General features: G+C 71.1%; 26 protein-coding genes and 1 pseudogene. 12 read left to right on the top strand and 15 right to left on the bottom strand.

From position 1 onward, the window contains the following. Positions 1 to 214: 214 nt before the first annotated feature. Positions 215 to 727: a flavin reductase family protein gene (locus P8T65_RS25440; protein ID WP_316727565.1), complete on the top strand. Its 513-nt coding sequence runs from the start codon at positions 215 to 217 to the stop codon at positions 725 to 727. 15 nt (positions 728 to 742) lie between these two features. Here the strand turns inward: P8T65_RS25440 and arfB are convergent, their stop codons facing one another. Continuing rightward, on the bottom strand, positions 743 to 1,171 hold the full coding sequence (gene arfB, locus P8T65_RS25435; RefSeq protein ID WP_316727564.1) for an alternative ribosome rescue aminoacyl-tRNA hydrolase ArfB: 429 nt from the start codon (positions 1,169 to 1,171) through the stop codon (positions 743 to 745). A gap of 217 nt (positions 1,172 to 1,388) precedes the next feature. Here arfB and P8T65_RS25430 point away from each other — a divergent pair, with 217 nt between their 5' ends. Further along, entirely contained in the window at positions 1,389 to 1,964 is a 576-nt protein-coding gene (locus P8T65_RS25430; RefSeq protein ID WP_316727563.1) for a TerD family protein, read from the top strand. A gap of 73 nt (positions 1,965 to 2,037) precedes the next feature. Here the strand turns inward: P8T65_RS25430 and P8T65_RS25425 are convergent, their stop codons facing one another. Continuing rightward, positions 2,038 to 2,727 carry a hypothetical protein gene (locus P8T65_RS25425; protein WP_316727562.1) on the bottom strand — a complete coding sequence of 230 codons (690 nt, stop codon included), beginning with the start codon at positions 2,725 to 2,727 and terminating at the stop codon, positions 2,038 to 2,040. Between the two features lie 80 nt (positions 2,728 to 2,807). Between P8T65_RS25425 and P8T65_RS25420 the strand changes: the two genes are divergently transcribed. Beyond that, positions 2,808 to 3,929: a GNAT family N-acetyltransferase gene (locus P8T65_RS25420; protein WP_399103205.1), complete on the top strand. Its 1,122-nt coding sequence runs from the start codon at positions 2,808 to 2,810 to the stop codon at positions 3,927 to 3,929. Here P8T65_RS25420 and P8T65_RS25415 read toward each other — a convergent pair. The 7 genes from P8T65_RS25415 to P8T65_RS25385 form a co-directional block, all read right to left on the bottom strand. Next, the gene (locus P8T65_RS25415; protein ID WP_316727560.1) at positions 3,907 to 5,067 is read right to left on the bottom strand and encodes an aminotransferase class I/II-fold pyridoxal phosphate-dependent enzyme; all 1,161 of its coding nucleotides are present in this window, start codon (positions 5,065 to 5,067) and stop codon (positions 3,907 to 3,909) included. The two genes, P8T65_RS25420 and P8T65_RS25415, sit on opposite strands and share 23 nt — an antisense overlap. After that, positions 5,064 to 6,482, bottom strand: coding sequence for an MFS transporter (locus P8T65_RS25410; protein ID WP_316727559.1), 1,419 nt, complete (start codon positions 6,480 to 6,482; stop codon positions 5,064 to 5,066). Before P8T65_RS25410 ends, P8T65_RS25415 begins: the two co-directional genes overlap by 4 nt. A 98-nt stretch (positions 6,483 to 6,580) precedes the next feature. Further along, positions 6,581 to 7,330, bottom strand: coding sequence for an SDR family NAD(P)-dependent oxidoreductase (locus P8T65_RS25405; RefSeq protein WP_316727558.1), 750 nt, complete (start codon positions 7,328 to 7,330; stop codon positions 6,581 to 6,583). Between the two features lie 14 nt (positions 7,331 to 7,344). Next, the gene (locus P8T65_RS25400; RefSeq protein WP_316727557.1) at positions 7,345 to 8,115 is read right to left on the bottom strand and encodes an SDR family oxidoreductase; all 771 of its coding nucleotides are present in this window, start codon (positions 8,113 to 8,115) and stop codon (positions 7,345 to 7,347) included. Between the two features lie 20 nt (positions 8,116 to 8,135). Then, positions 8,136 to 8,813: a cupin domain-containing protein gene (locus P8T65_RS25395; protein WP_316727556.1), complete on the bottom strand. Its 678-nt coding sequence runs from the start codon at positions 8,811 to 8,813 to the stop codon at positions 8,136 to 8,138. Then, positions 8,810 to 9,436, bottom strand: a complete 627-nt coding sequence (locus tag P8T65_RS25390; protein ID WP_316727555.1) for a prephenate dehydratase domain-containing protein — start codon at positions 9,434 to 9,436, stop codon at positions 8,810 to 8,812. The genes P8T65_RS25395 and P8T65_RS25390 overlap by 4 nt, the downstream gene beginning before the upstream one ends. 269 nt (positions 9,437 to 9,705) lie before the next feature. Beyond that, entirely contained in the window at positions 9,706 to 11,205 is a 1,500-nt protein-coding gene (locus P8T65_RS25385; protein WP_399100108.1) for a M1 family metallopeptidase, read from the bottom strand. Positions 11,206 to 11,212: 7 nt separating this feature from the next. On the opposite strand from P8T65_RS25385, the gene P8T65_RS25380 reads away from it, so the two are divergent. Further along, the gene (locus tag P8T65_RS25380) at positions 11,213 to 11,713 is read left to right on the top strand and encodes a hypothetical protein (RefSeq protein WP_184892477.1); all 501 of its coding nucleotides are present in this window, start codon (positions 11,213 to 11,215) and stop codon (positions 11,711 to 11,713) included. A gap of 229 nt (positions 11,714 to 11,942) precedes the next feature. Here P8T65_RS25380 and P8T65_RS25375 read toward each other — a convergent pair whose 3' ends face one another. After that, on the bottom strand, positions 11,943 to 12,611 hold the full coding sequence (locus tag P8T65_RS25375; protein ID WP_316727553.1) for a pentapeptide repeat-containing protein: 669 nt from the start codon (positions 12,609 to 12,611) through the stop codon (positions 11,943 to 11,945). Positions 12,612 to 12,782: 171 nt separating this feature from the next. On the opposite strand from P8T65_RS25375, the gene P8T65_RS25370 reads away from it, so the two are divergent. Continuing rightward, positions 12,783 to 14,051 carry an FAD-dependent oxidoreductase gene (locus P8T65_RS25370; protein ID WP_316727552.1) on the top strand — a complete coding sequence of 423 codons (1,269 nt, stop codon included), beginning with the start codon at positions 12,783 to 12,785 and terminating at the stop codon, positions 14,049 to 14,051. A 77-nt stretch (positions 14,052 to 14,128) separates the two neighbouring features. Beyond that, positions 14,129 to 15,093, top strand: a pseudogene (locus P8T65_RS25365) (zinc-binding dehydrogenase); the annotation flags it as partial. 130 nt (positions 15,094 to 15,223) lie between these two features. On the opposite strand, the gene P8T65_RS25360 reads toward P8T65_RS25365, so the two are convergent. Further along, positions 15,224 to 16,645, bottom strand: a complete 1,422-nt coding sequence (locus P8T65_RS25360; RefSeq protein ID WP_316727551.1) for an FAD-dependent oxidoreductase — start codon at positions 16,643 to 16,645, stop codon at positions 15,224 to 15,226. A 117-nt stretch (positions 16,646 to 16,762) separates the two neighbouring features. On the opposite strand from P8T65_RS25360, the gene P8T65_RS25355 reads away from it, so the two are divergent. Next, positions 16,763 to 17,641, top strand: coding sequence for an aminoglycoside phosphotransferase family protein (locus tag P8T65_RS25355; RefSeq protein WP_316727550.1), 879 nt, complete (start codon positions 16,763 to 16,765; stop codon positions 17,639 to 17,641). 25 nt (positions 17,642 to 17,666) lie between these two features. Here the strand turns inward: P8T65_RS25355 and P8T65_RS25350 are convergent, their stop codons facing one another. Then, positions 17,667 to 17,930, bottom strand: coding sequence for a hypothetical protein (locus P8T65_RS25350; RefSeq protein ID WP_316727549.1), 264 nt, complete (start codon positions 17,928 to 17,930; stop codon positions 17,667 to 17,669). Between the two features lie 30 nt (positions 17,931 to 17,960). Here P8T65_RS25350 and P8T65_RS25345 point away from each other — a divergent pair, with 30 nt between their 5' ends. Further along, positions 17,961 to 19,037: a transporter associated domain-containing protein gene (locus P8T65_RS25345; RefSeq protein WP_316727548.1), complete on the top strand. Its 1,077-nt coding sequence runs from the start codon at positions 17,961 to 17,963 to the stop codon at positions 19,035 to 19,037. A gap of 216 nt (positions 19,038 to 19,253) precedes the next feature. Here the strand turns inward: P8T65_RS25345 and P8T65_RS25340 are convergent, their stop codons facing one another. Both P8T65_RS25340 and P8T65_RS25335 read right to left on the bottom strand, forming a co-directional pair. Then, positions 19,254 to 20,279: a hemolysin family protein gene (locus P8T65_RS25340; RefSeq protein ID WP_316727547.1), complete on the bottom strand. Its 1,026-nt coding sequence runs from the start codon at positions 20,277 to 20,279 to the stop codon at positions 19,254 to 19,256. After that, a complete protein-coding gene (locus tag P8T65_RS25335) occupies positions 20,276 to 21,610 on the bottom strand; it encodes a hemolysin family protein (RefSeq protein ID WP_316727546.1) in 1,335 nt (444 codons plus the stop codon). Before P8T65_RS25335 ends, P8T65_RS25340 begins: the two co-directional genes overlap by 4 nt. 446 nt (positions 21,611 to 22,056) lie before the next feature. Here P8T65_RS25335 and P8T65_RS25330 point away from each other — a divergent pair, with 446 nt between their 5' ends. From P8T65_RS25330 to P8T65_RS25315, 4 genes are all read left to right on the top strand, one after another. After that, positions 22,057 to 22,278, top strand: coding sequence for a hypothetical protein (locus P8T65_RS25330; RefSeq protein WP_316727545.1), 222 nt, complete (start codon positions 22,057 to 22,059; stop codon positions 22,276 to 22,278). A gap of 90 nt (positions 22,279 to 22,368) precedes the next feature. Next, entirely contained in the window at positions 22,369 to 23,418 is a 1,050-nt protein-coding gene (locus P8T65_RS25325) for a sporulation protein (RefSeq protein ID WP_316731707.1), read from the top strand. A 112-nt stretch (positions 23,419 to 23,530) separates the two neighbouring features. Further along, complete coding sequence (locus P8T65_RS25320; protein WP_316727544.1) at positions 23,531 to 23,986, top strand: TerB family tellurite resistance protein; 456 nt, start codon at positions 23,531 to 23,533, stop codon at positions 23,984 to 23,986. Positions 23,987 to 24,016: 30 nt separating this feature from the next. Beyond that, positions 24,017 to 24,280, top strand: a complete 264-nt coding sequence (locus tag P8T65_RS25315; RefSeq protein WP_230221934.1) for a GlsB/YeaQ/YmgE family stress response membrane protein — start codon at positions 24,017 to 24,019, stop codon at positions 24,278 to 24,280. Positions 24,281 to 24,353: 73 nt separating this feature from the next. Here P8T65_RS25315 and P8T65_RS25310 read toward each other — a convergent pair whose 3' ends face one another. Further along, positions 24,354 to 25,283, bottom strand: coding sequence for a M56 family metallopeptidase (locus P8T65_RS25310; protein ID WP_316727543.1), 930 nt, complete (start codon positions 25,281 to 25,283; stop codon positions 24,354 to 24,356). Positions 25,284 to 25,286 lie beyond the last annotated feature (3 nt).

Below are 25,286 nucleotides of genomic sequence, written 5' to 3'. Positions count from 1 at the left end.
ACTCTGTGTAGGCACTGTGAGCGACCTTGACCGGTGCGCTCGGAGGGCCCTAGGTCGCAGGTCCGGGGCGGGGTGGGGCCCCGGCCCGATGTGGGAGCCCCTCGCCGCGGACTAGCGTGCGAGCGTGTCGAAGACAGTTCCTCTCGCAAACGCGCCCGTGGCCCAGCGCACCCCGGCCGCCCCCGGTTCCCTCCCCGGCGGGCATGCTGAGGGGGTGAGCGAAGACGAGTTCCGTGCCGCGATGTCCCGACTGGCGGCGGGCGTGGTCCTGGTGACCGCGCACGAGGCGGCGCTGGATCCGGACGGGCCGCGCGGCGAGGACGTGGGTATGACGGCCACCTCCTTCATGTCCGTCTCCCTCGACCCGCCCCTCGTCCTGGTGAGCCTGCGCGAGGGCTCCCGCATGGACGACCTGCTCGCCGAGCAGCCCCGGTGGGCGGTCTCCGTCCTCTCCGACCACCAGCACACCGTCGCGGCACGCTTCGCCATGCGAAACCGCGTGAGCGACCGCCTCCTCTTCGACTCCGTCCCCCACACCCGGGGCGAGGCCACCGGCGCGCCTCTGCTCGACGGCGCCCTGGCCACCCTGGAGTGCCACACGGAACAGCGCGTCACCGCGGGCGACCACACCCTGGTCATCGGCAGAGTCCTGACCGCGACCCTCCCGGGCCCGGACACAAGCCCCCTCACCTACTTCCGCGGCCGCTACCGGCAACTGTCCCAGTAGGCCGGGCCCCGGCCCTCAGCCCCAGCCCTGCCCCGACCGGCCCCGCTTCGTGTCCGAGCGCTGCTTCTTCTCCCGCAGCCGCCGCTCGTTGATCCCGCGCGGGATACGGGTGGCCCGGCGCGGCTTGGGCGGCGGCGCCGTCGCCTCCGCGAGCAGTGCGGCCAGCCGTACGGCGGCGGTCTCCCGGTTGCGCCACTGCGAACGGTGCTCGGAGGAGCGGACGCTGACCACCCCGTCGACGAGCCGCGACGCGAGCCGCTCCAGCGCCCGCGCCTTCCACACCTCGGGCAGCGCCTCGGTGTTCGCGAGGTCGAACCGCAGCTCGACCTGCGAGTCACTGGTGTTGACGTGCTGTCCGCCGGGACCGGAGGAGCGGGAGAAGCGCCACATGAGCTCGGCCTCGGGAAGCGAGACGGAGCCACGGATGACGTAAGGACCGGACATGCCCCCATGGTCGCGCGGATGTCCGGTCCACGTCACGCCCTTTTCACGGCACCCGGGTTCCTCAGGGCTCCCTGGGTTCCACGGGCTCCCCGGGTAAAGAAAGTAAAAACCGCTGGAACCTCTGGCGCCCCTCCCGACGTTCATAGGGGTACAGGTAGCTTCGTCCCCGGCACGAAGCCTGTAAGGCACGTACGCAACGAGGGAAGGACTCCCAACCATGGCTGTAAGCCTGTCCAAGGGTGGCAACGTCTCGCTCACCAAGGAGGCTCCGGGCCTGACCGCCGTCACCGTGGGCCTCGGCTGGGACGTCCGCACCACCACCGGCACGGACTTCGACCTCGACGCCTCCGCGATCGCGGTCAACACGCAGGGCAAGGTCTACTCGGACGGCCACTTCGTCTTCTTCAACAACAAGCAGACCCCGGACCAGACGATCGTCCACACCGGCGACAACCGCACGGGCGAGGGCGCGGGCGACGACGAGGCGATCAACGTCAACCTCGCGGGCCTCCCCGCCGACATCGACAAGATCGTCTTCCCGGTCTCCATCTACGACGCGGAGAACCGCTCGCAGAACTTCGGCCAGGTCCGCAACGCCTACATCCGTATCGTCAACCAGGCCGGTGGCGTCGAGATCGCCCGCTACGACCTCTCCGAGGACGCCGCCACCGAGACCGCCATGGTCTTCGGCGAGCTGTACCGCAACGGCGCCGAATGGAAGTTCCGCGCGGTCGGCCAGGGCTACGCCTCGGGTCTCGTCGGTATCGCCCAGGACTTCGGCGTCAACGTCTGAGTTCCGCACCACCGCACCACCGCTTCACCGCTTCACCGAAGGCCCCGCCGGCGCACGGCGGGGCCTTCGGCCGTCATACACGCCAGCCGGCGCAGTACTGGATGTGCAGCGAGGCGGGGACACGCCGCCGGTTCCGTATCCGGGACCAGGGGCCCGGGTCGAGTTCGACGCAGAAGTGCCCGGCGTCCGGGTGCCGGTGCGGGAACGACGGCGCCTCGTCGACGAGCCCCCGCAGAGCGGCGCCCCGCTCGCGGAACGCGGTGGGGCTGCCCACGACGAACAGGGTGTGCGCCGCGATGCCGAAGGCGAGCTGGTCGCGGTACGAACGGTGGTGCCATCTCCCGTAGTCGACGGCGTCCTCGTCCGGGAAGTCCCGCTCCGGTGTCGCCGTGGTCTGGGGCCGACCGGCGTCGAGCCGGGACCGTACCTCCTTCCACGCGCCAGTCGGGAACCGCAGGCTTTGGTGGACCAGGACCAGGTCCAGCGCGACAGGTTCGCCGCCGCCGCCGCTGCCGGCACCGCCACTGCCGGCACCGTCGGGAACGGCCGCCGCCCGGATCGGCAGATGGACCAGCGACCGGGCGGACCGGGCGGCCAGCGCCCACAGGGCGACGAGTTGCTCCGCGCCCGCCCGGTCGACGTACATCGACAGCCAGTGGTGGTCGTCGCGCAGCGCCAGCCGTGCCGCCGACGGGGTCGGCCGGATCACCCGGAACTCGTCACCGCCCAGCCGCGCCTTGTGCACGCGCACGCGCTGTTCCACACGCCCCCCCTCCGCTCCTTCGTATCCGGAGGAACCGTAGGTCCACCGACAGGTCCCCTGATCGATAACGTGCGGCCATGCTGCTGCTCGAACCGCTCCGCACAGCCGAGGACGGAACCGTCCCCGGCCCCCTCCTCGCCGAACTCACCGCCCTGCACGCCTCCAACCGCGACTTCTACGCCCTGAGCGATGACTTCCCGGACGCGAACGACATCCGTCCCGAACAGGTGGCCGCGGCGCTGGCGATGGAGCTGGCCAACCCGGACGTGGAGATCCTGCTCGCGAGGCAGGGCACCGAGGACGGGGACGGCCCCGCTCCCCGGCGGCTCGTCGGGGTCGCCATCACCCTCGCGCGGCACCCCGATCCCGCCGACCCCGACCCGTGGATCGGGTTGCTGCTCGTCGACGGGTCGACCCAACGCCGGGGGTACGGAGGCCAGTTGGCGGCCCTCGTCGAGGAACGGTTCCGGCGGGCGGGGCGGGCCGCCGTCCGGCTGGCGGCGCTCGACAACAACCCCGGCGCCCTGTCCTTCTGGACCTCCCTCGGCTACGAGTTCGTCGAACACCGCCGGGACCGCCAACTGGGGCGCCCCTGCACGGTGTTGCGCAAGGCGCTGAGCGAACCGCCGAGCGGACGGCCGAGCGAACCGCCGAGCGAACGGCCGAGCGAACGGCCGAGCGAACCGCCGCGCAGATCGCGCCGGGCCGCGCGGATCGCCGTACTCGATCCGGAGGGTGCCGTCTTCCTCTTCCGGTGCGTCGACGACGAGACGGGCCCGCACTGGGCCCTGCCCGGCGGCGGTCTGGAGGAGGGCGAGTCACCGCGCGAGGGTGCCCTGCGGGAGCTGCGCGAGGAGACGGGCTGGACGGACATGGAGCCGGGCGCCTTCCTCTGCTCCTGGGAGCACGACTTCACCCGCGCCGGCATCCCCGTCCGCCAGTACGACGACATCTACGTGGCCCGGGGCCCCCGCCGCGAGCCGGCCGGCGGCCTCCTCACCACCACCCGCGCCGAGGAGGGCATCCTGGCCTGGCGCTGGTGGACCCCCGCGGACCTGGCCGACCCGGCGGCCGAGCCCGTCTGGCCGCCGGAGCTGCCCCGGCTGCTGGCGGAGCTCGGGACGGCCGCCGACGCCGGGGACCCCGACGCAGGGGACCGTCCGCCGGCGCCGGCCGACGTCAGCGGAACCGGGCCAGCCTGACGACCGCCTCGCGGAGCCGTTCCTCCGGGGCCAGCAGACTCACCCGTACGTATCCCTCGCCGTGCTCCCCGAACCAGCGGCCCGGCGACACCGCCACCCCGGCCCGGTCGAGCAGCGCGTCGGCGAAGGCGACGGAGGGCTCGTCGGCCGGTGTCGGCAGCCAGGCGAAGACGGACCGGGGGACGTCGAGGTCCCAGCCCGCCTCCCGTACACCGGACACGAAGACGTCACGTCGGCGTTCGTAGATCTTCGAGAGGTCGTGGACACAGTCCTGGGGCCCGGTCAGGGCCGTGATCGCCGCGCGTTGGATGAAGGGCGGGAGCGAGACGAAGTAGTGCTCCTGGAGGAGGTCGATCGCGGCGACGACGGCGCGGTTGCCGACGACGGCGCCGACCCGCCAGCCCGCCATGTTGTACATCTTCGACAGCGAGATGAACTCGACCCCCACCTCCTTCGCCCCGTCCGCCCGCAGGAACGACACCGGGGCCTCGCCGTCGAAGCTCAGGGCACCGTAGGCGAAGTCGGAGGCCACGAGCACGCCGTGCCGGTCCGCGAACCGGACCGTGTCGGCGTAGAACTCCGGCGGTGCCGTCACCGAGGCGGGGTTGTTGGGATAGTTGAGGAACATCAGCCGGGCCCGCTCGCGTGTCGCCCGGTCGAGGGCCGTGTAGTCGGGCAGGAAGCCGTTCTGCCGGCGGAGCGGCAGGGGGTGCATCCGGGCCCCGGCGAGGGCGACACCGGCCCAGTAGTCCGGGAAGGCCGGGTCCGGCATCAGACACACGTCACCCGGGTCCAGGAAGCACTGGCTCAGCTCCACCAGTCCGGCCTTGGCGCCGAACAGGATCGCGACCTCGGTCTCCGGGTCCAGCTCGACCCGGTGGTTCGTGGCGTACCACCGGGCGATGGCGGCCTTGAGTTCGAGGAGGCCCGAGAAGGAGCCGTACCGGTGGGTGGCGGGGTCGAGGACCTCGGTGCGCAGCGACTCGACGATGTGCGGGGGCGTGGGCAGATCGGGGTTTCCCTGGCAGAGGTTGACGACGTCCTCGCCCGACCGCACGAGCCGGTCGATCCTGGCCACGGTCGACGCGAACGAGTTCCTGGGCAGGTCCCGGAGCCGGTGGGCGGACTCGATCCTCATGGCCGGTCCTCACGGTCGGCGGCCGCTTCCGGACGGCGGTCCTCGGTCACTGCCACGCGACGGTCCTCGGTCACTGCCCCACGGCGGTCCTCGGTGACGGGCTCGGCTCCGGGCTCGGGCCGGTCGGTTCCGGTGGGGGTTTCGGTGTCCCGACCGCGCGCCCACTGGCTCAGGCCGCAGGCGGCGAGTGTGATGCCCGCGCAGACGAAGCCGACGGCGGAGAAGCCGTACTCGGTGAACAGCGGGCCGAGCAGGGCGGCGCCCAGGGCCACCGCCAGGTTGGTCGCGAGGGTGTAGAAGGCGAGGATCGTCCCTCGGTGGGCCGGCGAGCACTCACTCAGCAGGGTGCTCAGCAAGGTGACGACCAGGCTCTGCATCGCTCCCCACAGGAAGAGGCAGAGCACCAGCAGCGGGGTGAGATGGTCGACCAGCGGGATCACGGCCAGCGCCGGGACCAGGCCGGCCAGCAGCCCGACGAGCACGCGCTCCTTGCCGAGGTCGTCGGCCCACTTCCCGGTGACGAAGCTCGTCGCGAAGCCGAGGCCGTACAGCAGGATCATCAGAGAGGTCGAGGAGCTCTCGTCGCCGAACCGGTACTGCAGCGCGCTGCCGAGGTACGTGTACATGCCGTAGAAGCCGAGCATGTTGAGGAACGTCGCCAGGACGTACACCAGCACCTTCGGCGCGCGGAAGGCCTGGACGACCGAGCGGCTCCAGCCGCCGTCGCCCTGCCGCGCAGCTGTTCCCACGGCGTCGTCCGTCCGCACGGCGCCGTCCGGTGTCCGCGTGGCGTCGTCCGGTGTGCCCTGCGGGCCGGCGGGCTCGGGGCGGGCGCGTCCGCCGGCCCGGAACAGCACGCCGATCACGAGGACGCCCAGCACGCAGAGCAGCCCGAAGGTCCACCGCCAGCCGACCCGCTGTCCGACGAAGTCCCCCGTGGGCACGCCCAGAACGAGGGAGAGCGACCAGCTCGACACGACGATGCCCATGGCCCTGGCCCGGTGCCGGTACGGGATCTGGTCGCCGACGAACGCGTACGCGGTCGGTACGAACGCGCCCGTGGCCAGACCGGCCAGCGCCCGCCCGGCGAAGAACACGCCCAGGGAACCGGCGGACGCGCACAGCAGCGTGCCCAGGACGAACACCGTCATCCCGGTCACCAGTCCGACCCGCCGGGACACGCGGTCCCCGAGCGGGGCGAAGATCAGGGCGCCGATCGCCGTACAGACCCCGTAGACGCTGACCGACAGCCCCATCACGGCGACCGAGGTGTCGAACGACTCCGACATGTCCGGGAGCAGCGGGGAGACCACCAGCTCCTCCGAGCCGACGGCGAAGATCCCCGCCATGAGTGCGAGGACCGTCAGCAGGGGGAACCCCGCCGCGCGCTGCCCGCCGTCCAAGCGATCCGCCACTCCAGCCAACCTTTCCCGCCCACGTGCGCTGTTGCTCACTTGCTGTTGCTCACTCGCTCTTGCTCGTCTGCTTCCCTGTGGCGCTTCCCGCGGCCCGCTCAGACGGCCGTGTAGCCGCCGTCCACGGTGAGCGCGGCGCCGGTGATGAAGGACGACCGGTCCGAGGCGAGGAAGAGGATCGCGTTCGCGACGTCCTCGGGCGTGCCCAGACGGCCGACCGGATTCAGCTTCGCCTTCGCCTCCTTGACGGTGGCGTCGTGACCGATGGACGCGTCCGTCATGGGCGTGTCGATGATGCTGGGGCAGACGCAGTTGGCCCGGATGCCGTGGCGCGCGTACTCGACGGCCAGGGACTTCGTGAGCATCAGGACACCGCCCTTGGTGGTGTTGTACGCGGCGATACCGGGCCAGGCCACCAGCCCGCTGACCGAGCAGACGTTCACGATCGCCCCGCTCTGCGCCGCCATCATCGGGCGCAGCGCGTACTTGGAGCACAGGAACATGCTCTTCAGATTGGTGTCGAACAGCCGGTCCCACTCGGACACCGGCATCTCGTGGATCGGGGTGGATATCTCGATGCCGACGTTGTTGACCAGGACGTCCACCCGGCCGGTCCGCTCCGCGGCGACGCCGATCAGGTGCTCGCAGTCCGCCTCGGCGGTCAGGTCCGCCCGGACGAAGACCGCGCGGTGCCCGTCGCTGGTCAGCTTGGCGACGACCTCGGGTCCGTTCGTCCCGTCGACGTCCGCCACGACGACCGTGGCGCCCTGCCGGGCGAACTCCACCGCCGTCCGCTTCCCGATCCCCGACGCGGCACCGGTGACCACGACTACTTTGTCCTCGAACAAGACTCGGTCCCTCCTCACACACTCTTCAACTGACCGCCGTCGGCCGAGATCTGCTGGCCGGTGATGTAGGACGCCTCGTCGGAGGCCAGGAATCCGATGAGGGCCGCGACCTCGTCGGCCTGTCCCGGCCGGTTCATGGGGACCGCCCGTACGAGACGGTCCTCGACCTCGGGCTCCGGGAGACCGCCGTCCCGGCTCAGGTGCCGGACGGCCTGGTCGTAGCGCGGGGTCCGGATGGTCCCGGGGTGCACGCAGTTCACCGTGATGTTGTGCGCGGCGTACTGGCTCGCCAGATATTTCCCGGCGTTCGCCATGGCCGCGTTGACCAGACCGGAGAGGAACATTCCCGGCAGGGGTTCCCTACCGATGTTGCCGACGACATTGATGATCCTGCCGAATTCGTTTCTCGTCATCACGGGCGCGACGGATCCGATGAGATCCAGATACGGAACGAGTTTCTGATGCATCGCGGCACATACGTCGTCGTTCACCCGCACCCCGTCGAACGGGCCGGGCGCCGGGCCGGGCCCGTTGTTGACCAGGACATCGATCCGGCCGAATCGTTGTTCCACCTTCTCCACGAGTTCGGCACGGAATTCCGGCGAAGTGATGTCACCCGGAACGACATAGGTGTTCCGTTCGACGCCGGATTCCCGCGCCACCTTCTCCAGCGCGTCCCGGCCGCGGGCGCTGAGGACCGTCGTGCAGCCCCCGGAGAGCAGCCGCAGCGCGGTCGCCCGTCCGATACCGCTGCCGGCCCCCAGCACGATCGCTACGCGCGCCACCGATCTCCTCTGCCGTCCGTCTACTTGGGGACCCGGTGGTACCGGGGCGGAATGAAGATGTTCAGGGAGCGGGCCACACTCTCGTGCGGATTCGCGGCCCCATGCCCCTCCTGGCTCTCGCAGAAGTAGGTGGCGCCGAAGACGAGTTCGTGGGTCGTCTCCTCCACCGTCATGTCGTAGCGGCCTTCCAGGCAGATCCCGATCTGTTCGTGGGAGTGCTTGTGGTACGGCATCTCCCCGCCGCCCGGAATGTCGGCGATCATCAGCTCGATCCAGTTCTCCAGAAAGAACGTGACGTCCATTCCGACGAACTTGCGCGACTCGATCGGCCCGAGGAAGTACTCGCTCGGCGCGGTGTAGTTCTCGCCCGGTTTGTAGCGTTTGATGTCGAGTGCGACGGTCTCCTCCGAGGTCGGGTTCACCGCGGAGTGCTCTACATGGGAAGGGGCGATGTACACGTCCTTCTCGGCCCGCATCAGCCTGGTCACCCCGCCGACCGTCATGGAGAGTTCGCCCCTGACGACCATCCCCACCTGGGCTTCCCTGTGGGAGTGGGGTGCCACGACGGCACCGGGCGGGAGGTACGACACCAGTACCTCCGTGTCGCCGCGCCGGTAGGACTCCATCCGGATCCCGTTGTCGTGGAACACCACGGCGGAGTCGGGGAAATAGGGGCGCTCATACACGTGCGTGGTCATCGCGGTCCTTCCTTTTCGATTCTTTTCGAGAAGACGGTCCACGTCATGGGGATCGGTGAGAACCGGTAGACGAACTTGAGATTGTGCTGTCTCGCCGCCTGTTCATTGGTGATGGCGATGTTGTAGAGACCGTCGGCCACCTGGCCGGCCGCCTGACTCGTGGAGGTCGTCGTGACCAGCTTCACGGGCCGGTCGAAGTAGTACTCCAGGAGCGGAATGGGGGCCGGATGGGTCACCACAGTGTCGGTGAAGAGCAGTTCCTCACGAAAGGCGAAGTCGGACCGCGCGGCCAGTCCGTATTCCGGCGTACTCCCACGGAACACGATCGACGGCTCCAGCAGCGGATTCATGTAGAAGGCGTTGATACCGGCGTAGGCGTGCGGCACCAGCGCGAGATCAATACGCCCCTCGGTGAGCGCGTCCATACAGTGCTCGAAGGTCTCTTCAAGAACTATTCCGAAGCATCCTCGGTCACCGAATAATCGTGTCATCAGCCGGGCCACGTACTCACTGCTGGTCCCCTCGGGACCCAAGGTGCCGAGCTTCAAGGAACGTTGCGATTCGTCCCCCATGAGCGAGATCAGCGCACGTTTCTCGTCACCGGATATGCGGAGCGTCTCCATACCTCACCTTCACCCAGAGACAGCACAGGAGAGCACACGCAAGCCTCACGAAAAATTGTTTCCACCAGATTCCGTGCACGCAACGACAAGTTGCCCCATCGATCACGCCATCGGTTTTCGGCCTGCCCCCGAACATCGCGAGTGAAGTAATTTCGCCACGAATAGGCGGCATAGAAACGGACGGGAATCCTCCAGCTCTCACCGCGGTCCCGCCTGACCTCGGCGGAATCGGATCACGCGAAAGCGGGCGCACGGTCACGGCGATGGGATCAAGCCAGCGGAGGCTTTCCGTCGCCGTACAGCCAGTCGTCCCAGACCGGCGTCAGATCCGCGCCCGGCGCCGCCTCCTCCGCGAACTTCTCCGCATACGCCGTGAAGTCGGCCGTGTCCGCGTTGCCGTGGCGGTGCACGGCCGCCCAGCCCCGGATCAGCTCGAAGAAGGCGTCGTCGCCGACGGCCTCGCGGACCTGGTGCAGGACCATGGCGCCGCGTTCGTACACCGGGCTGTCGGAGATCCGGGCGGCGCTCGGCGGGCGCGCGGGCGGGAAGTCCCAGACGGCCTCGTTCGAGGCGGCGTCCGGGAAGTAGTCACCCTCGTACAGCGCGTCAAAGGTCTCCTGGGCGCTGTCACCGCCGTGGTCCCCCTCCCACAGCCACTCGGCGTACGTCGCGAACCCCTCGTTGAGCCACATGTCCCGCCAGCTCTTCGGGGTGACGGAGTCGCCGTACCACTGGTGGGCCAGTTCGTGGACGAGGAGGGAGAGGTCGGGGGCACCGGGAAAGACGGGCCGGTTCTGGGTCTCCAGCGCGTACGCCGAGTCCTCCGGCCTGTCGACGATCGCCCCGGTCGAGGAGAAGGGATACGGACCGAAGTACCTCTCCGCCCATGCGACGACCTCGGGAATCCGCCCGAGCACGGCACGGCTGTCCTCGGCCTGGGAAGGATCGACGGCGACGTACACGGGAAGCCGCCCCGAGCCCTCTCCTTCTCCCCCGCCCGCCGTCGAGCGCCGGATCTCGTACGTGCCGATCGCCAGCGTGGCCACATAGCTCGCCATCGGTTCGGCGGTGCGCCAGGAGAAGGTCGTACGGCCGTCCTCGGTGGACTCGCGCCGCAACTCCCCGTTGGAGACGGCGTGCAGGCCCTCGGGGACGGTGACCGTGAGGTCGTAGGCGGCCTTGTCGGAGGGGTGGTGGTTGCCGGGGAACCAGGTCATCGAGCCCGCCGGTTCGCCGAGCGCGAGGGCGCCGTCGGCGGTGGGCAGCCAGCCCTCGCGGGAGCCGTCGGGATCGGTGAGCGTCTGCGGGGCGCCGGAGTAGCGCACGGTCGTACGGAACGTCTTCCCCTCGTCGAGACCGGCGTCCGCGGGGGTGACGGTCAGCTCCTGCCCGGCCCGCTTCCACCGCGCCGTCACACCGTCGACGGCGACGGACTCGACGTCCAGCCCCTTGAGGTCGAGGTTGAAGGAGGCGAGGTGCCGTGTGGCCCGTGCGGTGATGACGGCGGTGCCGCGCAGCGGGGCGTCCGCCTCGGGGTCGTAGGCGAGGGTGAGGGCGTAGTGGCCGGCGTCGTAGCCGCCGTTGCCGAGCCGGGGGAAGTAGGGGTCCCGGAGACCGGCGGAGCCCGGGGCCGCCCCGGCCCCGCCGCCGCCCCCGCCCCCGGTGCACGAAGTGAGAGTCAGAGCCAGCGCGACGGTGAGCAGGGCGGCGGCCGGGACAACCGGTGCGGATCGGGACACGTCGGCGATCCTATGAGGACATGACACCATCGCCTACGTGCTCGACATCGGCTACGCCCTCTCCAACCGCTTCCCGGACCCGCCGCAGACGGACTACCGGCGCGCGGACGTGTACGCGCTGCGGCACGACCTGTTCTGCGGTGACGTGTACCTCGCCGACACCAAGGCGGACCGGGAGCTGTCCACAGCCTGGGGATGGGTGCCGGTGCTGGACTTCGCGTGGGCGCTGTGCGACATCGTGGAACAGCTCGACCAGGACCCGGCGGGGTCCCGCGCCTCCCGGCCCCAGCACGCGGAACTCGACTTCACCGAGTCCACGGACCGGATGCTCTTCGAGCGCCGCTTCGGGTGGGTGGACGTCGAGGCCGACTGGATGCCGGCGGAGGAGGCCCCGCTCACCTTCTCCCACGCCGAACTCCGCCGCGAGGCCCGCGACTTCCTCCACGACGTCATCGCCGACCTGTGCGATCTGCACGACGCGCTGGCCGAGAATCCGGCGATCTGGACGCTGCAGGCGCGGTTCCCGAGGGTGCCGTAGGGATCAAGGGGCGCGTCGTTCGTCCGCGGGTGCGTGGGGCTTCTCGCGCAGTTCCCCGCGCCCCTGAAAAAGCGGGGCTACGCCCCTGCTTTTTCGGCCCGAAAGGGCCGTGGGCCCGTCAGGGCCTGCGGCCCTTTCAGGGGCGCGGGGAACTGCGCGAGAAGCCCCACCCGACCCGCACCCGCCAACGCACCCGAACCCCCGAGCTATCAGGCGCCCCGCACCCCCCTCACCCCTCCACCCGAATCCCCATCTCCCCCGCCAACACCGGCGCCAGATCCACCAACTGAGCCGCACTGATCACGGCCCCCGACAACCGCCCCACCCCCCGAGCGATCTCCACCACCGCCGCCTCCCGCAGATCCACATCCACCAGACTCACCCCACTCAGATCCGCCCCCCGCAAGGCACACCCCACAAACGCGACCCGCTCCAGCCGCGCACCCCCGAAGTCCGGCTCCACCAGCACACAGTCCTCGAACACGACATCCTTGAGTCGCGCCTCCCGCAGATTCAGGAAGTCGATCTTCCCCCCACGCACCAGCACCCGCTCCAGCACGGCCCCGTGCAACTGCACCCCACCGAGCCGAGCCTCCAGCACCTCGACATCCCGCAACGTCGCCTCGGACAGATCCGTCCCGACGCCCCGCATCCCCGTGAGGACGGAGTCGAGCACCCGCGCCCGGTGCAACCGCGTCTCGTCCAGCGCGCACCCGGTCAGCGCGCAGTCCATGAACCGCGCACCCCCGCCGTCCTGCCCGACGAAGTCCTCCTCGCGGAACTCCAGCCCGTCGTAGTCCCCGTCGGGCTCCAGCTCACCGCCCGCGTACGTCTCCAGCACCGGCAACCGCACCTCCGGCCGCCGCGCCGCCTTCACCACCGACCTCGCCCTCACCATCCCCCCATCGTGCACCCCACCACTGACAATCCCGCCGACCACGCCCCGCCCCCTGCCCCCGACCCCACCCCCGCCCGATGTCACATCCCGGCGCCCCCGATCCGTCGTACCCGCGGTCCGCCGCGCGACCGCACGACCGCGCGCCCGCACACCGACCCGAGGGAGCCGCCCATGCACGCCACCCGACCCCCCGTCCACACCCAAACCCCCGCCCCCCTCACCGTCATCGGCGGTGGCTTCGCCGGGCTCACCGCGGCGATCACCGCCGCCGAGGCGGGCGCGAGGGTCGCCCTCTACGAGGCGCACCACACCCTCGGAGGCCGGGCGCGGACCGCGCAGGGCCCGTACCGTACGAACGAGGGCCCGCACGCCCTGTACAAAGGCGGCCCGCACTGGACCTGGCTCGCGCAACGGGACCTGATCAGACCGCTCGCGCCCCTCCCGCCCCTGGAGACCGCCCGCCTGCGCCTGCATCACAGGGGCGCCCTGCGCCGGACCCCGCCGTTCGCGATGCTCAAGCTCCTCCGGCCTCGCCACATGGGCCGACCCGCGCCGATGGACGTCGACTTCCTCACCTGGGCGACCGAACAGGCCGGTGAGGAGGCCGCACGCGCCGCCGCCAACTACTCGGCGGTGGCGCTGTTCCACCACGACCCGGGCTCCCTGTCGGCCGCGTTCGTGCAGGAACGGCTGCGCCGCGCGACGAAGCTGCCCCCGGAGGCGCACTACCCGCGCGGCGGCTGGGCGAGCGTGATCGACCGGATGGCGGCCCGCGCCTGGAACCTCGGCGTCCGGATGGAGACCCTCAGCCGCGTCGACTCCCTCGACGTCCTCACCGGCACCGGCACCGGCACCGGCACCGGGACAAGGACCAGGACAGGGACAGGGACCGGCCCGATCGTCGTCGCCACCTCCCTCGACGCGGCCCGCCGGCTGCTCGGGGACGACTCGCTGACCTGGCCGAGCGGCCGCACGGCACTCCTCGATCTCGCCCTGAGCACCCGCCGCGGTGACCCGTTCGCGGTCTCCGACCTGGACGCGCCCGGCTGGCTCGAACGGTTCACGGCCCAGGACCGCACGCTCGCCCCGGCGGGCGAGCAACTGCTCCAGGGACAGTTCCCGATCGGTCCGCAGGAGTCCCGGGCGGACGGTGTCGCCCGCGCCGAGCACCTGCTCGACCTGGGCTTCCCCGGCTGGCGGGACCGCGTCACCTGGCGGCGCGAGGCGATCGCGAACGGCCGTACGGGCGCCGTCGATCCGGTCGGCAGCAGCTGGCGCGACCGCCCGGCCGTGGACCGGGGCGACGGCGTGTACCTCGCGGGCGACCAGGTCGCGGCGCCGGGCGTGCTCTCGGAGGTGTCGTTCAACAGCGCCCTCGCGGCCGTCTCGCTGGCGCTCGGCAGGCGGTCCAGGAACTCCCTCGACCGCAAGCATGCTTGAGGTCCGAGGCTGGGGTCCACCGAGCGATACCAGGCGCACACACGCCGCGCGAGAACGACATCGTCCAAGGGGGCTCCATGCACGCCATACGTCTGCACGCCTTCGGTCCGGCCGAGACCCTGACGTACGAGAAGGTCGCGGACCCCGAGCCCGGACCGGGCCAGGTCCGTATCGCCGTCGCCGCGGCCGGCGTACACCTGCTGGACGCGGCCCTCCGCGAGGGCGTCCCGGGGCCGGCACCGGCACCCGAACTGCCCACGATCCCCGGCCGCGAGGTCGCCGGGGTCGTCGAGGCGCTCGGGGAGGGCGTCCCGGAGATCTGGCTCGGCCGCCGCGTCACCGCCCACCTCGGCTTCGTGCCCGGCGGCTACGCCGAGCCGGCCGTCACCGAGGTCGAACGGCTGCACGAGGTACCGGAGAACCTCGACTACGCGGAGGCGGTCGCGATGATCGGGACGGACCGTACGACGATGGGGATCCTGCTCTTCGCCGAACTCGGCCCGGACGACATGGTCGTGATCCCGGCCGCGGCCGGCGGCATCGGCGCGCTCCTCGTGCAGTACGCCAAGAACGCGGGCGCCACGGTAGTCGGCCTCGCCGGCGGCCCCGCGAAGACGGCGCGAGTGGCGGCCGACGGCGCCGACCTGGCCGTCGACTACACCGATCCGGCCTGGCCGGAGCAGGTCGCTGCGTACCGGGGGAAGGCCACGATCGTCTTCGACGGGGTCGGCGGGGCGGTGGCACGGGAGTCGGTGTCACTCCTCGCGCCCGGCGGCAGGCACCTGGTCTTCGGCTGGTCGGCGGACGGAATCAAGGACGGCGGCCCCCACGTCGTGGAGGGCGTCTCGCAGACGGTCCTCGGCCAGGAGATGCTCCGCCGGGCCGGCGGCCCCGACCCCCTCCGCACCCTCGAACTCCGCGCCCTCGCCGAGCCGCCGCCGGCCGCCTCAAACCGGCCGTCCACCGCTTCCCGCTCGCCGAGGCCGCCACCGCCCACCGCGCCCTGGAGAACCGGGGCACCACCGGCAAGGTGGTGCTGGAGCTGTGCCCCCCACCAGGCGCCCCGGGACCGCCGAGGTCACGGACACCGGGACGCCCCCCGACCCCCGGCGGGTTCTAACGGTCCCCGCAACATCCTGGAGGCGACGATCGTGAGCGGGGAGGCACGCGGCCTACCGCCCCGCCACCCGGTCCGCCCACCGCGCCAACCGCGACGACTCCCCGCTGTGGGAGGCGGTCTCGCGTCGGTCGGCGGTGCGGTAGGTCGCGTACATCCCCTGCACGCCCAGCCAACGGAACGGCTCCGGCTCCCACTTGCGCACCCGGTGGTTCACCCACGGCAGCGAGGTCAGCTCGGTGGCGCCGCCCTGCCCGGAGTCCCGCCGGACGAGGTCGCGCAGGGTGCGGCCCGCGAGGTTGGTCGTGGCGACCCCGGAGCCGACGTAACCGCCCGCCCAGCCGAGCCCCGTGGCCCGGTCCAGCGTGACCGTCGCACACCAGTCGCGCGGCACCCCCAGCACCCCCGACCAGGCATGCTCGACGCGCACCCCGGTCAGCGAGGGGAAGAAGCGCACCAGGATCTCGTGGAGCGCCTCGATCGTCGCCGGCTGCGTACGCCCGTCGTTGTCGGTCCGCGACCCGAACCGGTACGGCACCCCGCGCCCGCCGAGCGCGATCCGGTCGTCGGCGGTGCGCTGGGCGTACATATAGGCGTGCGCCATGTCGCCGAGCGTCTCGCGCCCATCCCAGCCGATCTCCGCCCACTGCCCGGCGGTCAGCGGCTCGGTGGCGATCATCGAGGAGTTCATCGGCAGCCAAGTCCGCCGCTGCCCCTTGAGGTTCGCCGTGAACCCCTCCGTGCAGCGCAGCACATAGGGCGCCCGGACGGTCCCGTACGGCGTGACCGCGTGCCCCGCCCGGATCTCGGTGACCGGCGTCAGCTCGTGCACGACGACCCCCATCGCCTCCACGACCGCCGCCAGCCCGGTCACCAGCTTCACCGGATTCAACCGCGCCCCGTGCGGCGTCCACGTCGACCCCACGGCGTCGGCGACCCTGATCCGCTCGGCCGTCTCCCGGGCGCCGTACAGCTCACGGTCGTCCTCCCCGTACGCCAGCTCGTGCTCGTAAAAGGCCTTGAGCCGCCCCAACTGCGCGGGCGTGTAGGCAACTTCGAGCACCCCGCCCCGATGGACGTCCGCCTCGACGCCCTCCTCCGCCGCCGCCCGCACGACCTCGTCGACAGTCTCGTTCATGGCCCGCTGCAACCGCACGGCGGCGTCCCGCCCGTGCAGGCGCGCGTAACGGTCGCGCCCAGCGATCCCGTTGTAGAGCCAGCCGCCGTTGCGCCCCGAGGCCCCGTACCCGCAGAACTTCTGCTCCAGGACGGTGATCCGCAGCGAAGGATCGGCCTGCTTCAGGTAGTAGGCCGTCCACAGCCCTGTGTATCCGCCGCCGACGATCACCACATCGACCGCCGCGTCCCCGGCCAGCGGCTCCCTCGGTACGGGGAGTCCGGCCTGCGCGTACCAGAAGGAGATCCCGCCGTTGACGGTGCCGGCGGTCGTGTCCGGGGTGCTCTGGGAGCTGCTCATGGCCGGACGCTAACCCCTGCCGACGGGCCCTGTCCTCTACGGATTCCGTGGTGTACGGGCGTCTTGGGGCCGGAAATCCAAAGGACTCCGGGCCGGGGCGCGCGTAGGGTCGGCCGCATGATCGATGTTCCGGAGGAACTGGCCGAGACTCAGGAAGAGATCAACGGAGAGACGGGCCGCAGATTCATCGCGAGCCTCCCGCGCCTGACCGCCGACTTCCTGGACCGCTGGGGCCTGCGCCTCGACGGCCGCCCCATGCACGGCATGTGCGCGCTGATCCTGCCGGTGGTCCGCACGGCCGACGGCACCCCTGCGGTGGTGAAGCTCCAGATCCTCGACGACGAGAGCGAGGGCGAACCGATCGCCCTGCGCGTCTGGAACGGCGACGGGGCGGTACGGCTCCTGGACCACGACCCCGACACGGGCACGATGCTGCTCGAACGCCTCGACCCGGCCCGCATGCTCTCCCACGAGCCGGACACCCACCGGGCCGTCGAAGTCATCGCCCACCTCCTGGCCCACCTGACCGCCACCCCGGCCCCACCGGCCGTACGCCGCCTCTCCGACATCGCGACGGACATGCTGGAGCGCACCCCCGCGGTCCTCGCCCGTATCCCGGACCCCACGGACCGCCGTCTGATCGCGGACTGCGCGGCGGCGCTCCGCGAGGTCATGGCCGAGCCCGGTGACCGCCTCCTCCACTGGGACCTGCACTTCGACAACGTCCTGGGCGCCGACCGCTCCCCCTGGCTGGCCATCGACCCCAAGCCCCTGTCCGGCGACCCCGGCTTCGACCTCTGGCCGGCCCTCAACAACCGCTTCGACCCGTCCGACGTCCACTGGCGCTTCGACGCGATGACGGAGGTCCTGAACCTGAACCGCGAACGGGCGAGGTCCTGGACCCTCGCCCGCCTCCTCCAGAACGCGATCTGGGAGATCGAGGAAAACCGCTCCCTCGACCCTGAAGACCTGGAACTGGGCCGCCGCCTCCGCTGACCCGCCCCAGCCGAGCGGGGTGGACTCAGCGCCAGTCGTCGATCACATAGGCGTCCGGACGGCTGTAGCCGGGTTCGTTGGGCCTGTGCATGGTCACGCCTTGCAGCCAGGGACGGAACCCGCGGTCGATCATGCGCCGACAGGCATCCTCGCGGGCCAGATTCATCCCGGCGTCCAACTGCCCCAGGCCCTTCTCGACGGCCAGTTGCTCGCATGCGTCCAGCAGCCGTTCGAATCGCTGCGCTCCGTCCAGACCGGGGCGTACGGCACCGAATTCGACGAAGCGCACGTCCTCACCGGCCTCCGAGCCCGCTCCGCAGTGGCAGACGGCCAGACCGTCGAGGTCGGAGTCGGCGCCCTGGAGAAGGACGGTGTCACCGAGCCCCTGCGCCTGCGTGGCCACGATCTCGCGCTCCAGGTCCAGGCCCTCGTGCGCCGTACGGCGGCCCGTGCCACGGTGTACGGCTCGGTGGCGGCGAGATCTGCGCGAGTGGCCCCCTCGGGGACCGGATGGGCGAAGTGCGCGGGAACGGCCACGCGTTCGGCCAGCACTGGGGGCAAGCACGTACCGCTGGACCTCCTGGCCATCGTCTCCCGGCCTGCCGTCTGGGCCCTGGGCCGGGCCACCGACCTGACTGTCCGCCTGCTCGGGGGCGATCCCCGGGCAGACAAACAGCCTCCGACCCCCGAGGAACTGCGGGACATGGTGACCAGCCACCGTGGGCCGACCGCCGAGCAGCGCACCATCATCTCCAGCGCCCTGGAGATGCACGAGCGACCCCTGCGCGCCGTCCTCGTACGGCGCCGTGCCGTGTTCACCGTCCCGGCCGACATGTCGGCCGGCCAGGCCCGTATCGCGCTGGCCGGTTCGGGGCACTCGCGGGCCCCGGTCGTACCCGCCGGACACTTCGACGAGGTCCTCGGCGTGGTGCACCTGCGCGACCTGACCACGGGCGACCAGGCCGCACCGGTCGCCGACCTGGCCCGCCCCGCCACCCGTTTCCCCGACTTCATGAAACTCTCCGAAGCGCTGAGGCGCTTCATGACCGCGCACCAGCAGTTCGCGCTCGTCAAAGAGATCGTCGGAGAGATCCACGACGAGACCGATCGCGACGTGATGACCCCCCGCGCCCAGCCCGACGGATCCCTGCTCGTGCCCGGCGGCTTCCCCGTCCACGATCTGCCCGGCACCGGTGTGGATGTCGGGGACCTCGCCCAGGGCCCCTACACCACCGTCGCCGGTCTCGTCCTGGCCCGGCTCGGACATCTGCCCCAGTACCCCGGCGACCATGTCCGGGCCGCCGACTGGGACATCGAAGTCACCGGCATCGACCACCACGCCATCAGCACCGTCCGGCTGCGCCCACACGCCACCGACCAGGCCGGGGCGCAGTGAGACGTCCGACGCGTCCCGCCTGAAAGCCGAAGCGCCGGATCACCCGGGCGGGAGAGCGCTCGGAGCGGGCAGCGACGCCCGAGCCGAGGCGGCTTCGACACCCTGCCGGCGAAGGAATCCGGGGCGCGGCCCGGTTCAGCCGCACCCGGCCGGTCGGGTCCGTCCTTGCCACAGTGGTCCTGTCGGCAGGCTGACCATTCCGGCTGACGGGGCGGCTCAGGCCGCTGCGGAGGAGCTGGGACCGACCAGTTCCTCCAGGACGTCTTCCATGGTCACGAAGCCGATGACAGTGCCCTTCTCGCCGGTGACGGCGGCCAGGTGGGTGCCGGCCGCGCGCATGGCGGTCATGGTGTCGTCCAGCGGGGTGTCGATCTCGACCTGGATGACCGGGTGCAGGGCGCTGCGCGGGAAGGGCCGGGTGCGCTCGGCTGCGCCCAGGGCGTCCTTGATGTGGAGGTAGCCCAGCACCTCGTCGGCGGGGCCGGTGACCGGCAGGCGGGAGAACCCGGAGGCCGCGGCGGCGCGTTCCAGCTGCTGCGGGGTGGTCTCGTGGCCCACGGTGACCGTCTTGTTCAGCGGCACCATCACCTCGCCGACCGGGCGGGTGCCCAGTTCGAGTGCGTCCTTGAGGCGTTCGACGTCGGCGGGGTCCAGCAGCCCTGCTTCGCTGGAGTCCTTGACCAGACGGGCGAGTTCGTCGTCGGTGAAGACGGAGGCGACCTCGTCCTTCGGCTCGACCTTCAGCAGCCGCAGCAGGGTGTTGGCGAAGGCGTTGATGCCGAAGATGACCGGCTTCAGCGCCCGGGTGAGGGCCACCAGCGGCGGGCCGAGAAGCAGCGCGGTCGGCGCGGGGGCGGCGAGGGCGATGTTCTTCGGCACCATCTCGCCGATCAGCATGTGCAGATAGGTCGCCGCGGTGAGCGCGATGACGAAGGCGATCGGGTGGATCAGCGCCTCGGGCACGCCGATGGCGTGGAACGGCGGTTCCAGCAGGTGGGCGATGGCCGGTTCGGCGACCGCGCCCAGCACCAGGGAGGAGACGGTGATGCCGAGCTGGGCGGTGGCCATCAGCGCGGACAGGTGCTCGATGCCCCACAGGGTGCTCTTCGCCCGCCGGTTGCCCTGGAGTGCGGCCGGTTCGATCTGACTGCGCCTCACCGAGATGAGGGCGAACTCGGCGCCGACGAAGAACGCGTTGGTGACCAGGGTGAGTGCCCCGACCAACAGCTGGATCGTGGTCATCGGGCGTCCTCCGTGCTGGTCGGGGCGGCGGCCGGGGCGGTGATGCGGACCCGGTCGGCCCGGTGGTGCTCGATGTCCAGGACGGCCAACTGCCAGCCGTCCACGTCGATGCCGTCGGTCAGGGTGGGGATACGTTCCAGGCGGGTGGCGACCAGTCCGGCCAGCGTCTCGTACGGGCCGTCGGGGGCGGCGAAGCCGATCTCCTTGAGCTCGTCCAGGCGGACGCTGCCGTCGGCCTCCCACACCGGCCGGCCGTCCGGGGACGCGGCGACGGGCATCAGGTCCGGCTGCTGGTGCGGGTCGTGTTCGTCGCGGACCTCGCCGACGACCTCCTCGACGATGTCCTCGACCGTGGCGACGCCGGCGGTGCCGCCGTACTCGTCGATGATCACGGCCATGGTGCGGGAGGCGCGCAGCCGTCCCAGCAGCTTGTCGACCGGCAGCGAGTGGGGCACCCGCAGCGGCTCGGTGGCCAGCTCGGTGACCGCGGTGACGGCCCGCTTGCCCTCCTCCAGGGCGAGGACATCGCGGATGTGGACGGTCCCGATGACCTCGTCGAGGCTGTCGCGGTAGACGGGGAAGCGGGACAGGCCGGTGGCCAGGGTGAGGTTCGCCGCGTCCGCCGCGGTGGCGTGGGCTTCCAGGGCCTTCACGTCCACGCGCGGGGTCATGACGTTCTCGGCGGTCAGCTCGGACAGGTGCAGGGTGCGCACGAACAGCTCTGCCGAGTCCGCCTCGATCGCCCCCTCACGGGCGGAGTGCTGGGCGAGTGCGACCAGTTCCTCCGGGGTGCGGGCGGAGGCGAGCTCCTCCTGCGGTTCCAGCCCGAAGCGGCGCACCAGACGGTTCGCGGTGTTGTTCAGGTGCCTGATCAGCGGCGCGAACGCGGCGGTGAATCCGCGCTGCGGCCCGGCCACCGCCTTGGCCACGGTCAGCGGGCTGGAGATCGCCCAGTTCTTCGGGACCAGTTCACCGACCACCATCAGCACCACCGTGGCGATCGTGACGCCCAGAAGGGTCGAGACGGTGGAGACGGCGCCGGCCGGCAGACCGGCGGATTCCAGCGGGCCGCGCAGCAGGGCCGCGAGCGACGGCTCGGCGAGCATGCCGATCACCAGCGAGGTCACCGTGATACCCAGCTGGGCGCCGGAAAGCTGGAAGGTCAGCGTGCGTACGGCCTTCAAGGCTCCCTCGGCACCGCGCTCACCGGCCGCGGCGGCGCGCTCCAGCTCACCGCGCTCGATCGTGGTCAGGGAGAACTCGGCCGCGACGAACACCGCACACGCCAAGGTGAGCGCCAGGGCCAGGAGCAGGAGCAGGACTTCGGTCACCGTGCCACCCCCGACCCCTCACAGATGTGCGGCGGGCGGGCAATGGCACGGCTGGGACTGGGAGGTTCACCCATGGCGGGTCTGCTGCTCCTTCTTGACTCATCGGATCGGGCGGATCCTGGCGGTTCGGTGAGGCGGCTACGCCCGGACCCCATGGTAAAGGGGCGGCAAAGTCGCCTTGCGGGGACGGCTTCCGCCGCCCGCACGGGTGGTTTTCGGACGTTCCGCCGGGGTGTCGTCCGTGCGGGCCGCCTCACCCCTATGCTTCTACATGCTTGTAGATAACGCGAGGGGCGGGTCGGATGTTCCCCGGGCCGCCCTGCGGGCGACGGGCAGGGACGGGAGGGGCGCGCACCGGCTTGAGCAACACGTCATCCGCCGGTCATGGCCACCCCGGCGGCACGTCGTCCGGCACATCCATCGATGTTTCCCCTGGGAGGGCTGTCGTGGCTTCGATCGACCTGGACAAGGTGCTGGACAAGGCGTGGGCGGACAAGAGCCTGCCGGAGATACTCGCCGCGCCGACCTCCGCCCTGAAGGGGGTCTCGGACCGGCAGGGCGACCTCCTGCAGGAGGCGTTCGGCATCAAGACGGTCGCCGATCTGGCCGAGCTCAAGTACGCGCGCTGGGCGCAGGCCCTGGCCGCACTCGACACCTCCGCCAAGTAACCCACTCCGCCGGGCGGCGGACCCCCTTTCAGGGTCGGCCGCCCGGTGGGGTCAAGAACCGTACGTACACATGAAGGAGTGAACGCCACGATGGTGTTCAAGCGGCTGCTCGGCTCGCTCGGCGTGGGCGGGCCCACGGTGGACACGGTCCTGGATCCGGGCGCGGTGCTTCCCGGCGGGACCCTGAGCGGGCAGGTCCACCTCAAGGGCGGCGACGCGGACTTCACGATCGCGCACATCACCCTGGAACTGGTGGCCCGCGTCGAGGCCGAGCACGACGGCGGGGAGTCCGAGGGCGCTGTCGTCTTCGACCGGTTCACCGTCGGCGGCAGCTTCCGCCTCGCCGCCGGCGAACCGCATAGCGTGCCCTTCAGCGTGATGCTTCCGTGGGAGACCCCCATCACCGAGTTGTACGGGCAGGGCCTGGGCATCGTGCTGGGGGTGCGCACCGAGCTGGCGGTGGCGGGAGCGAAGGACAAGGGCGACCTCGACCAGCTCGCGGTGCGCCCGCTACCCGCCCAGGAGGCGATCCTGGAGGCGCTCGGGCAGCTCGGTTTCGGCTTCAGGTCCGCGGACCTGGAGCTGGGGCGCATCGGCGGCACCGGCCAACAACTGCCCTTCTACCAGGAGATCGAGCTCACCCCGGCGCCGCAGTACGCGCACCGGATGAATGAGATCGAGGTGACCTTCCTGGCCGGTCCGGCCGGCGTGGAGGTGGTCCTGGAGGCCGACAAGCGCGGCGGACTCTTCTCCGGCAGCCACGACACGGTGTCCCGTTTCACCGTCAGCCACCACGGCGTCGAGCAGATCAACTGGAGTGCCGAAGTCGACGGCTGGATCCGTCAGATGGTCGAGCACCGCGCCTCCCACGGCTCGTACGGGCACGGCGAGTCGCACCACGGCGGCCCCTACGCCGCCCATGGCAGCCACCCCCACAAGGGCGAACACGGTCACGGCGACCACCATCACGGCGAGGGCCACGGGCACCGCTCGGGACCCGGCATGGGAACCGTGGTCGCGGCCGGCGCGGCGGGCCTCGCCGTCGGTGTGGTCGGCGGCATGGTCGCGGCCGAAGTCGTGGACGAGGTCGGTGACTTCTTCGAGGGCGATGACGAGGACGAAGGGGGCGACGAGGGCTGAGGAGCCCTCGCGCCCTTGCCATCCTGATAGCTTCTACATCAATGTAGAAGAAGCGGTTGTCCGGGCCGTACCCCGTCTCGGCCCGGTCTGCCCTGAGACGTGTGGAGTTGGCATGGCCCTGTGGGACCGCATCAAGGAGTCCGCATCGACGATGCAGACCCAACTGAACGCGAAGAAGAACGACCTCAAGAGCGGCGCCTTCCGTGACGCTTCCATGGCGATGTGCGCGCTGGTCGCCGCCGCGGACGGCACGATCGACCCGGCCGAGCGCCGCCGGGTGGCACAGCTGATCGCCACCAACGAAGTGCTGCAGAACTTCGACGCCATGGACCTCCAGCGTCGCTTCGAGGACAATCTGAACAAGCTGACGGCCGACTTCGACTTCGGCAAGGTCAGCGTGCTCCAGGAGATCGCCAAGGCGAAGAAGAAGCCCGCCGAGGCCCGCGCCGTGATCCAGATCGGCATCGTCATCGGCGGCGCCGACGGCGACTTCGACAAGACCGAGCAGACGATCGTCCGTGAGGCGTGCTTCACCCTTGATCTGCCGCCGCACGAGTTCGACCTCTAAGCCCCAGACGGGGCAGGGAAGGGGACGAGTATGGAGATCTCCGGGATCATCAGTGCCCTCGTGATCGGCGTCATCGTGGGCACGCTGGGCCGACTGGCTCTGCCGGGCCGTCAGCGCATCGGCGTGCTGTGGACGATCGGCGTCGGTATCGCCGCGGCCTTCGTCGGCACCGGCATCGCCGCGGGCCTGGGAGTCGCGGACACCAAGGGCGTCGACTGGATCGAATGGCTCATCCAGATCGGACTCGCCGCCGTGGGCGTGGCCGCTCTCGAACGCTTCAAAGCCCGCCACTGACCTGGCAGCCGGACGGGGCGCTGCCGCCGGACGGGCGGCGGCACCCCTTCTCGCCACGCACGGCCGCCTCCGGCTACATCGGGGTGGCGGCGTGCAGGATGAGGAACAGGGTGACGGCCGCGTTCGCCGAGGACAGCGCCGATACGGTGGTGCCCGCGGCGGCTGTCCAGGCGGCCAGGCCCACCGTGGTGAAGACAGGCGGCCAGATCCGTGTGGCGGGAGCCGGTCCGAGCAGGGCGGCGACCCGACGCGGCACCGGACCGGGGGCCGCGAAGTGCGCGAGCGTGGCGATGGGCGCGCCCCGGGAGATCAGCGCGGACTTGCCGATCGCCAGTGCCACGGTGCGCCGGCTGCCCACGGCGGTGGCCGCCTCCTCGTCCGCCCACCGTTCCGCGGAGTACGTGACGGCGGTCCGCAGCGGCCGCAGGAACGGGTTGGCCCGTGCGGCGAGCTGCACGGTGAGCAGGAAGCGGTGGTGGCGGCGGGCGAGATGTGCGCGCTCGTGGGCGAACAGGGCGCGGCGCTCGGCCGAACTGAGCCCGGCCAGCATTCCGGTGGTGACCACGATGCGGTTCCGCCTGCCGGGGAGCGCGTAGGCGTAAGGCAGTTCGTCGGGCAGCACCGCCACCGGCGTGCCCGGCAGGCCCGCGAGGGAACGTTCGGCTCGGCGGCGCACACGGTGGTGGCGCCACGCCGTCCGCGTACAGGCGGCGAGCACCGCGATCAGGGCGGGGATGGCGGCCTTGCCCGCGATCTCGTCGTAGGGCAGCGCCTCGCGGACCTCGGGGTCGGACCAGCCGTCGGGCAGCGGGTTGCCGGGCAGCTGCGCGGTGCCGACCACCATCAGCAGGGCCAGGCACAGGGTGCTGCACACCGCGAGCACTCCGGCGACGGCCGACAGCAGCCAGGTCGCCGCCCTGGGGTGCAGATGCTGTTCGGCAAGGCGGGCGATGGGCCAGGCCGTTAACGGCAGCACCAGCGGCAGGAAGACGAAGACCCCCATGGC

The organism is Streptomyces sp. 11x1 (genome assembly GCF_032598905.1).
Lineage (GTDB): Bacteria > Actinomycetota > Actinomycetes > Streptomycetales > Streptomycetaceae > Streptomyces.
The sequence above is the reverse complement of the archived record's forward strand: the minus strand, read 5'-3'. Positions and strand labels throughout refer to the sequence as shown.

Coding starts and splice junctions, on each gene's coding strand:
- arfB (WP_316727564.1), bottom strand. CDS start 1,171: ATGTCCGGTCCTTACGTCATCCGTGGCTCCGTCTCGCTTCCCGAGGCC.
- P8T65_RS25430 (WP_316727563.1), top strand. CDS start 1,389: ATGGCTGTAAGCCTGTCCAAGGGTGGCAACGTCTCGCTCACCAAGGAG.
- P8T65_RS25415 (WP_316727560.1), bottom strand. CDS start 5,067: ATGAGGATCGAGTCCGCCCACCGGCTCCGGGACCTGCCCAGGAACTCG.
- P8T65_RS25395 (WP_316727556.1), bottom strand. CDS start 8,813: ATGACCACGCACGTGTATGAGCGCCCCTATTTCCCCGACTCCGCCGTG.
- P8T65_RS25390 (WP_316727555.1), bottom strand. CDS start 9,436: ATGGAGACGCTCCGCATATCCGGTGACGAGAAACGTGCGCTGATCTCG.
- P8T65_RS25385 (WP_399100108.1), bottom strand. CDS start 11,205: ATGGTGTCATGTCCTCATAGGATCGCCGACGTGTCCCGATCCGCACCG.
- P8T65_RS25375 (WP_316727553.1), bottom strand. CDS start 12,611: ATGGTGAGGGCGAGGTCGGTGGTGAAGGCGGCGCGGCGGCCGGAGGTG.
- P8T65_RS25370 (WP_316727552.1), top strand. CDS start 12,783: ATGCACGCCACCCGACCCCCCGTCCACACCCAAACCCCCGCCCCCCTC.
- P8T65_RS25360 (WP_316727551.1), bottom strand. CDS start 16,645: ATGAGCAGCTCCCAGAGCACCCCGGACACGACCGCCGGCACCGTCAAC.
- P8T65_RS25355 (WP_316727550.1), top strand. CDS start 16,763: ATGATCGATGTTCCGGAGGAACTGGCCGAGACTCAGGAAGAGATCAAC.
- P8T65_RS25340 (WP_316727547.1), bottom strand. CDS start 20,279: ATGACCACGATCCAGCTGTTGGTCGGGGCACTCACCCTGGTCACCAAC.
- P8T65_RS25325 (WP_316731707.1), top strand. CDS start 22,369: ATGGTGTTCAAGCGGCTGCTCGGCTCGCTCGGCGTGGGCGGGCCCACG.
- P8T65_RS25320 (WP_316727544.1), top strand. CDS start 23,531: ATGGCCCTGTGGGACCGCATCAAGGAGTCCGCATCGACGATGCAGACC.
- P8T65_RS25315 (WP_230221934.1), top strand. CDS start 24,017: ATGGAGATCTCCGGGATCATCAGTGCCCTCGTGATCGGCGTCATCGTG.
- P8T65_RS25310 (WP_316727543.1), bottom strand. CDS start 25,283: ATGGGGGTCTTCGTCTTCCTGCCGCTGGTGCTGCCGTTAACGGCCTGG.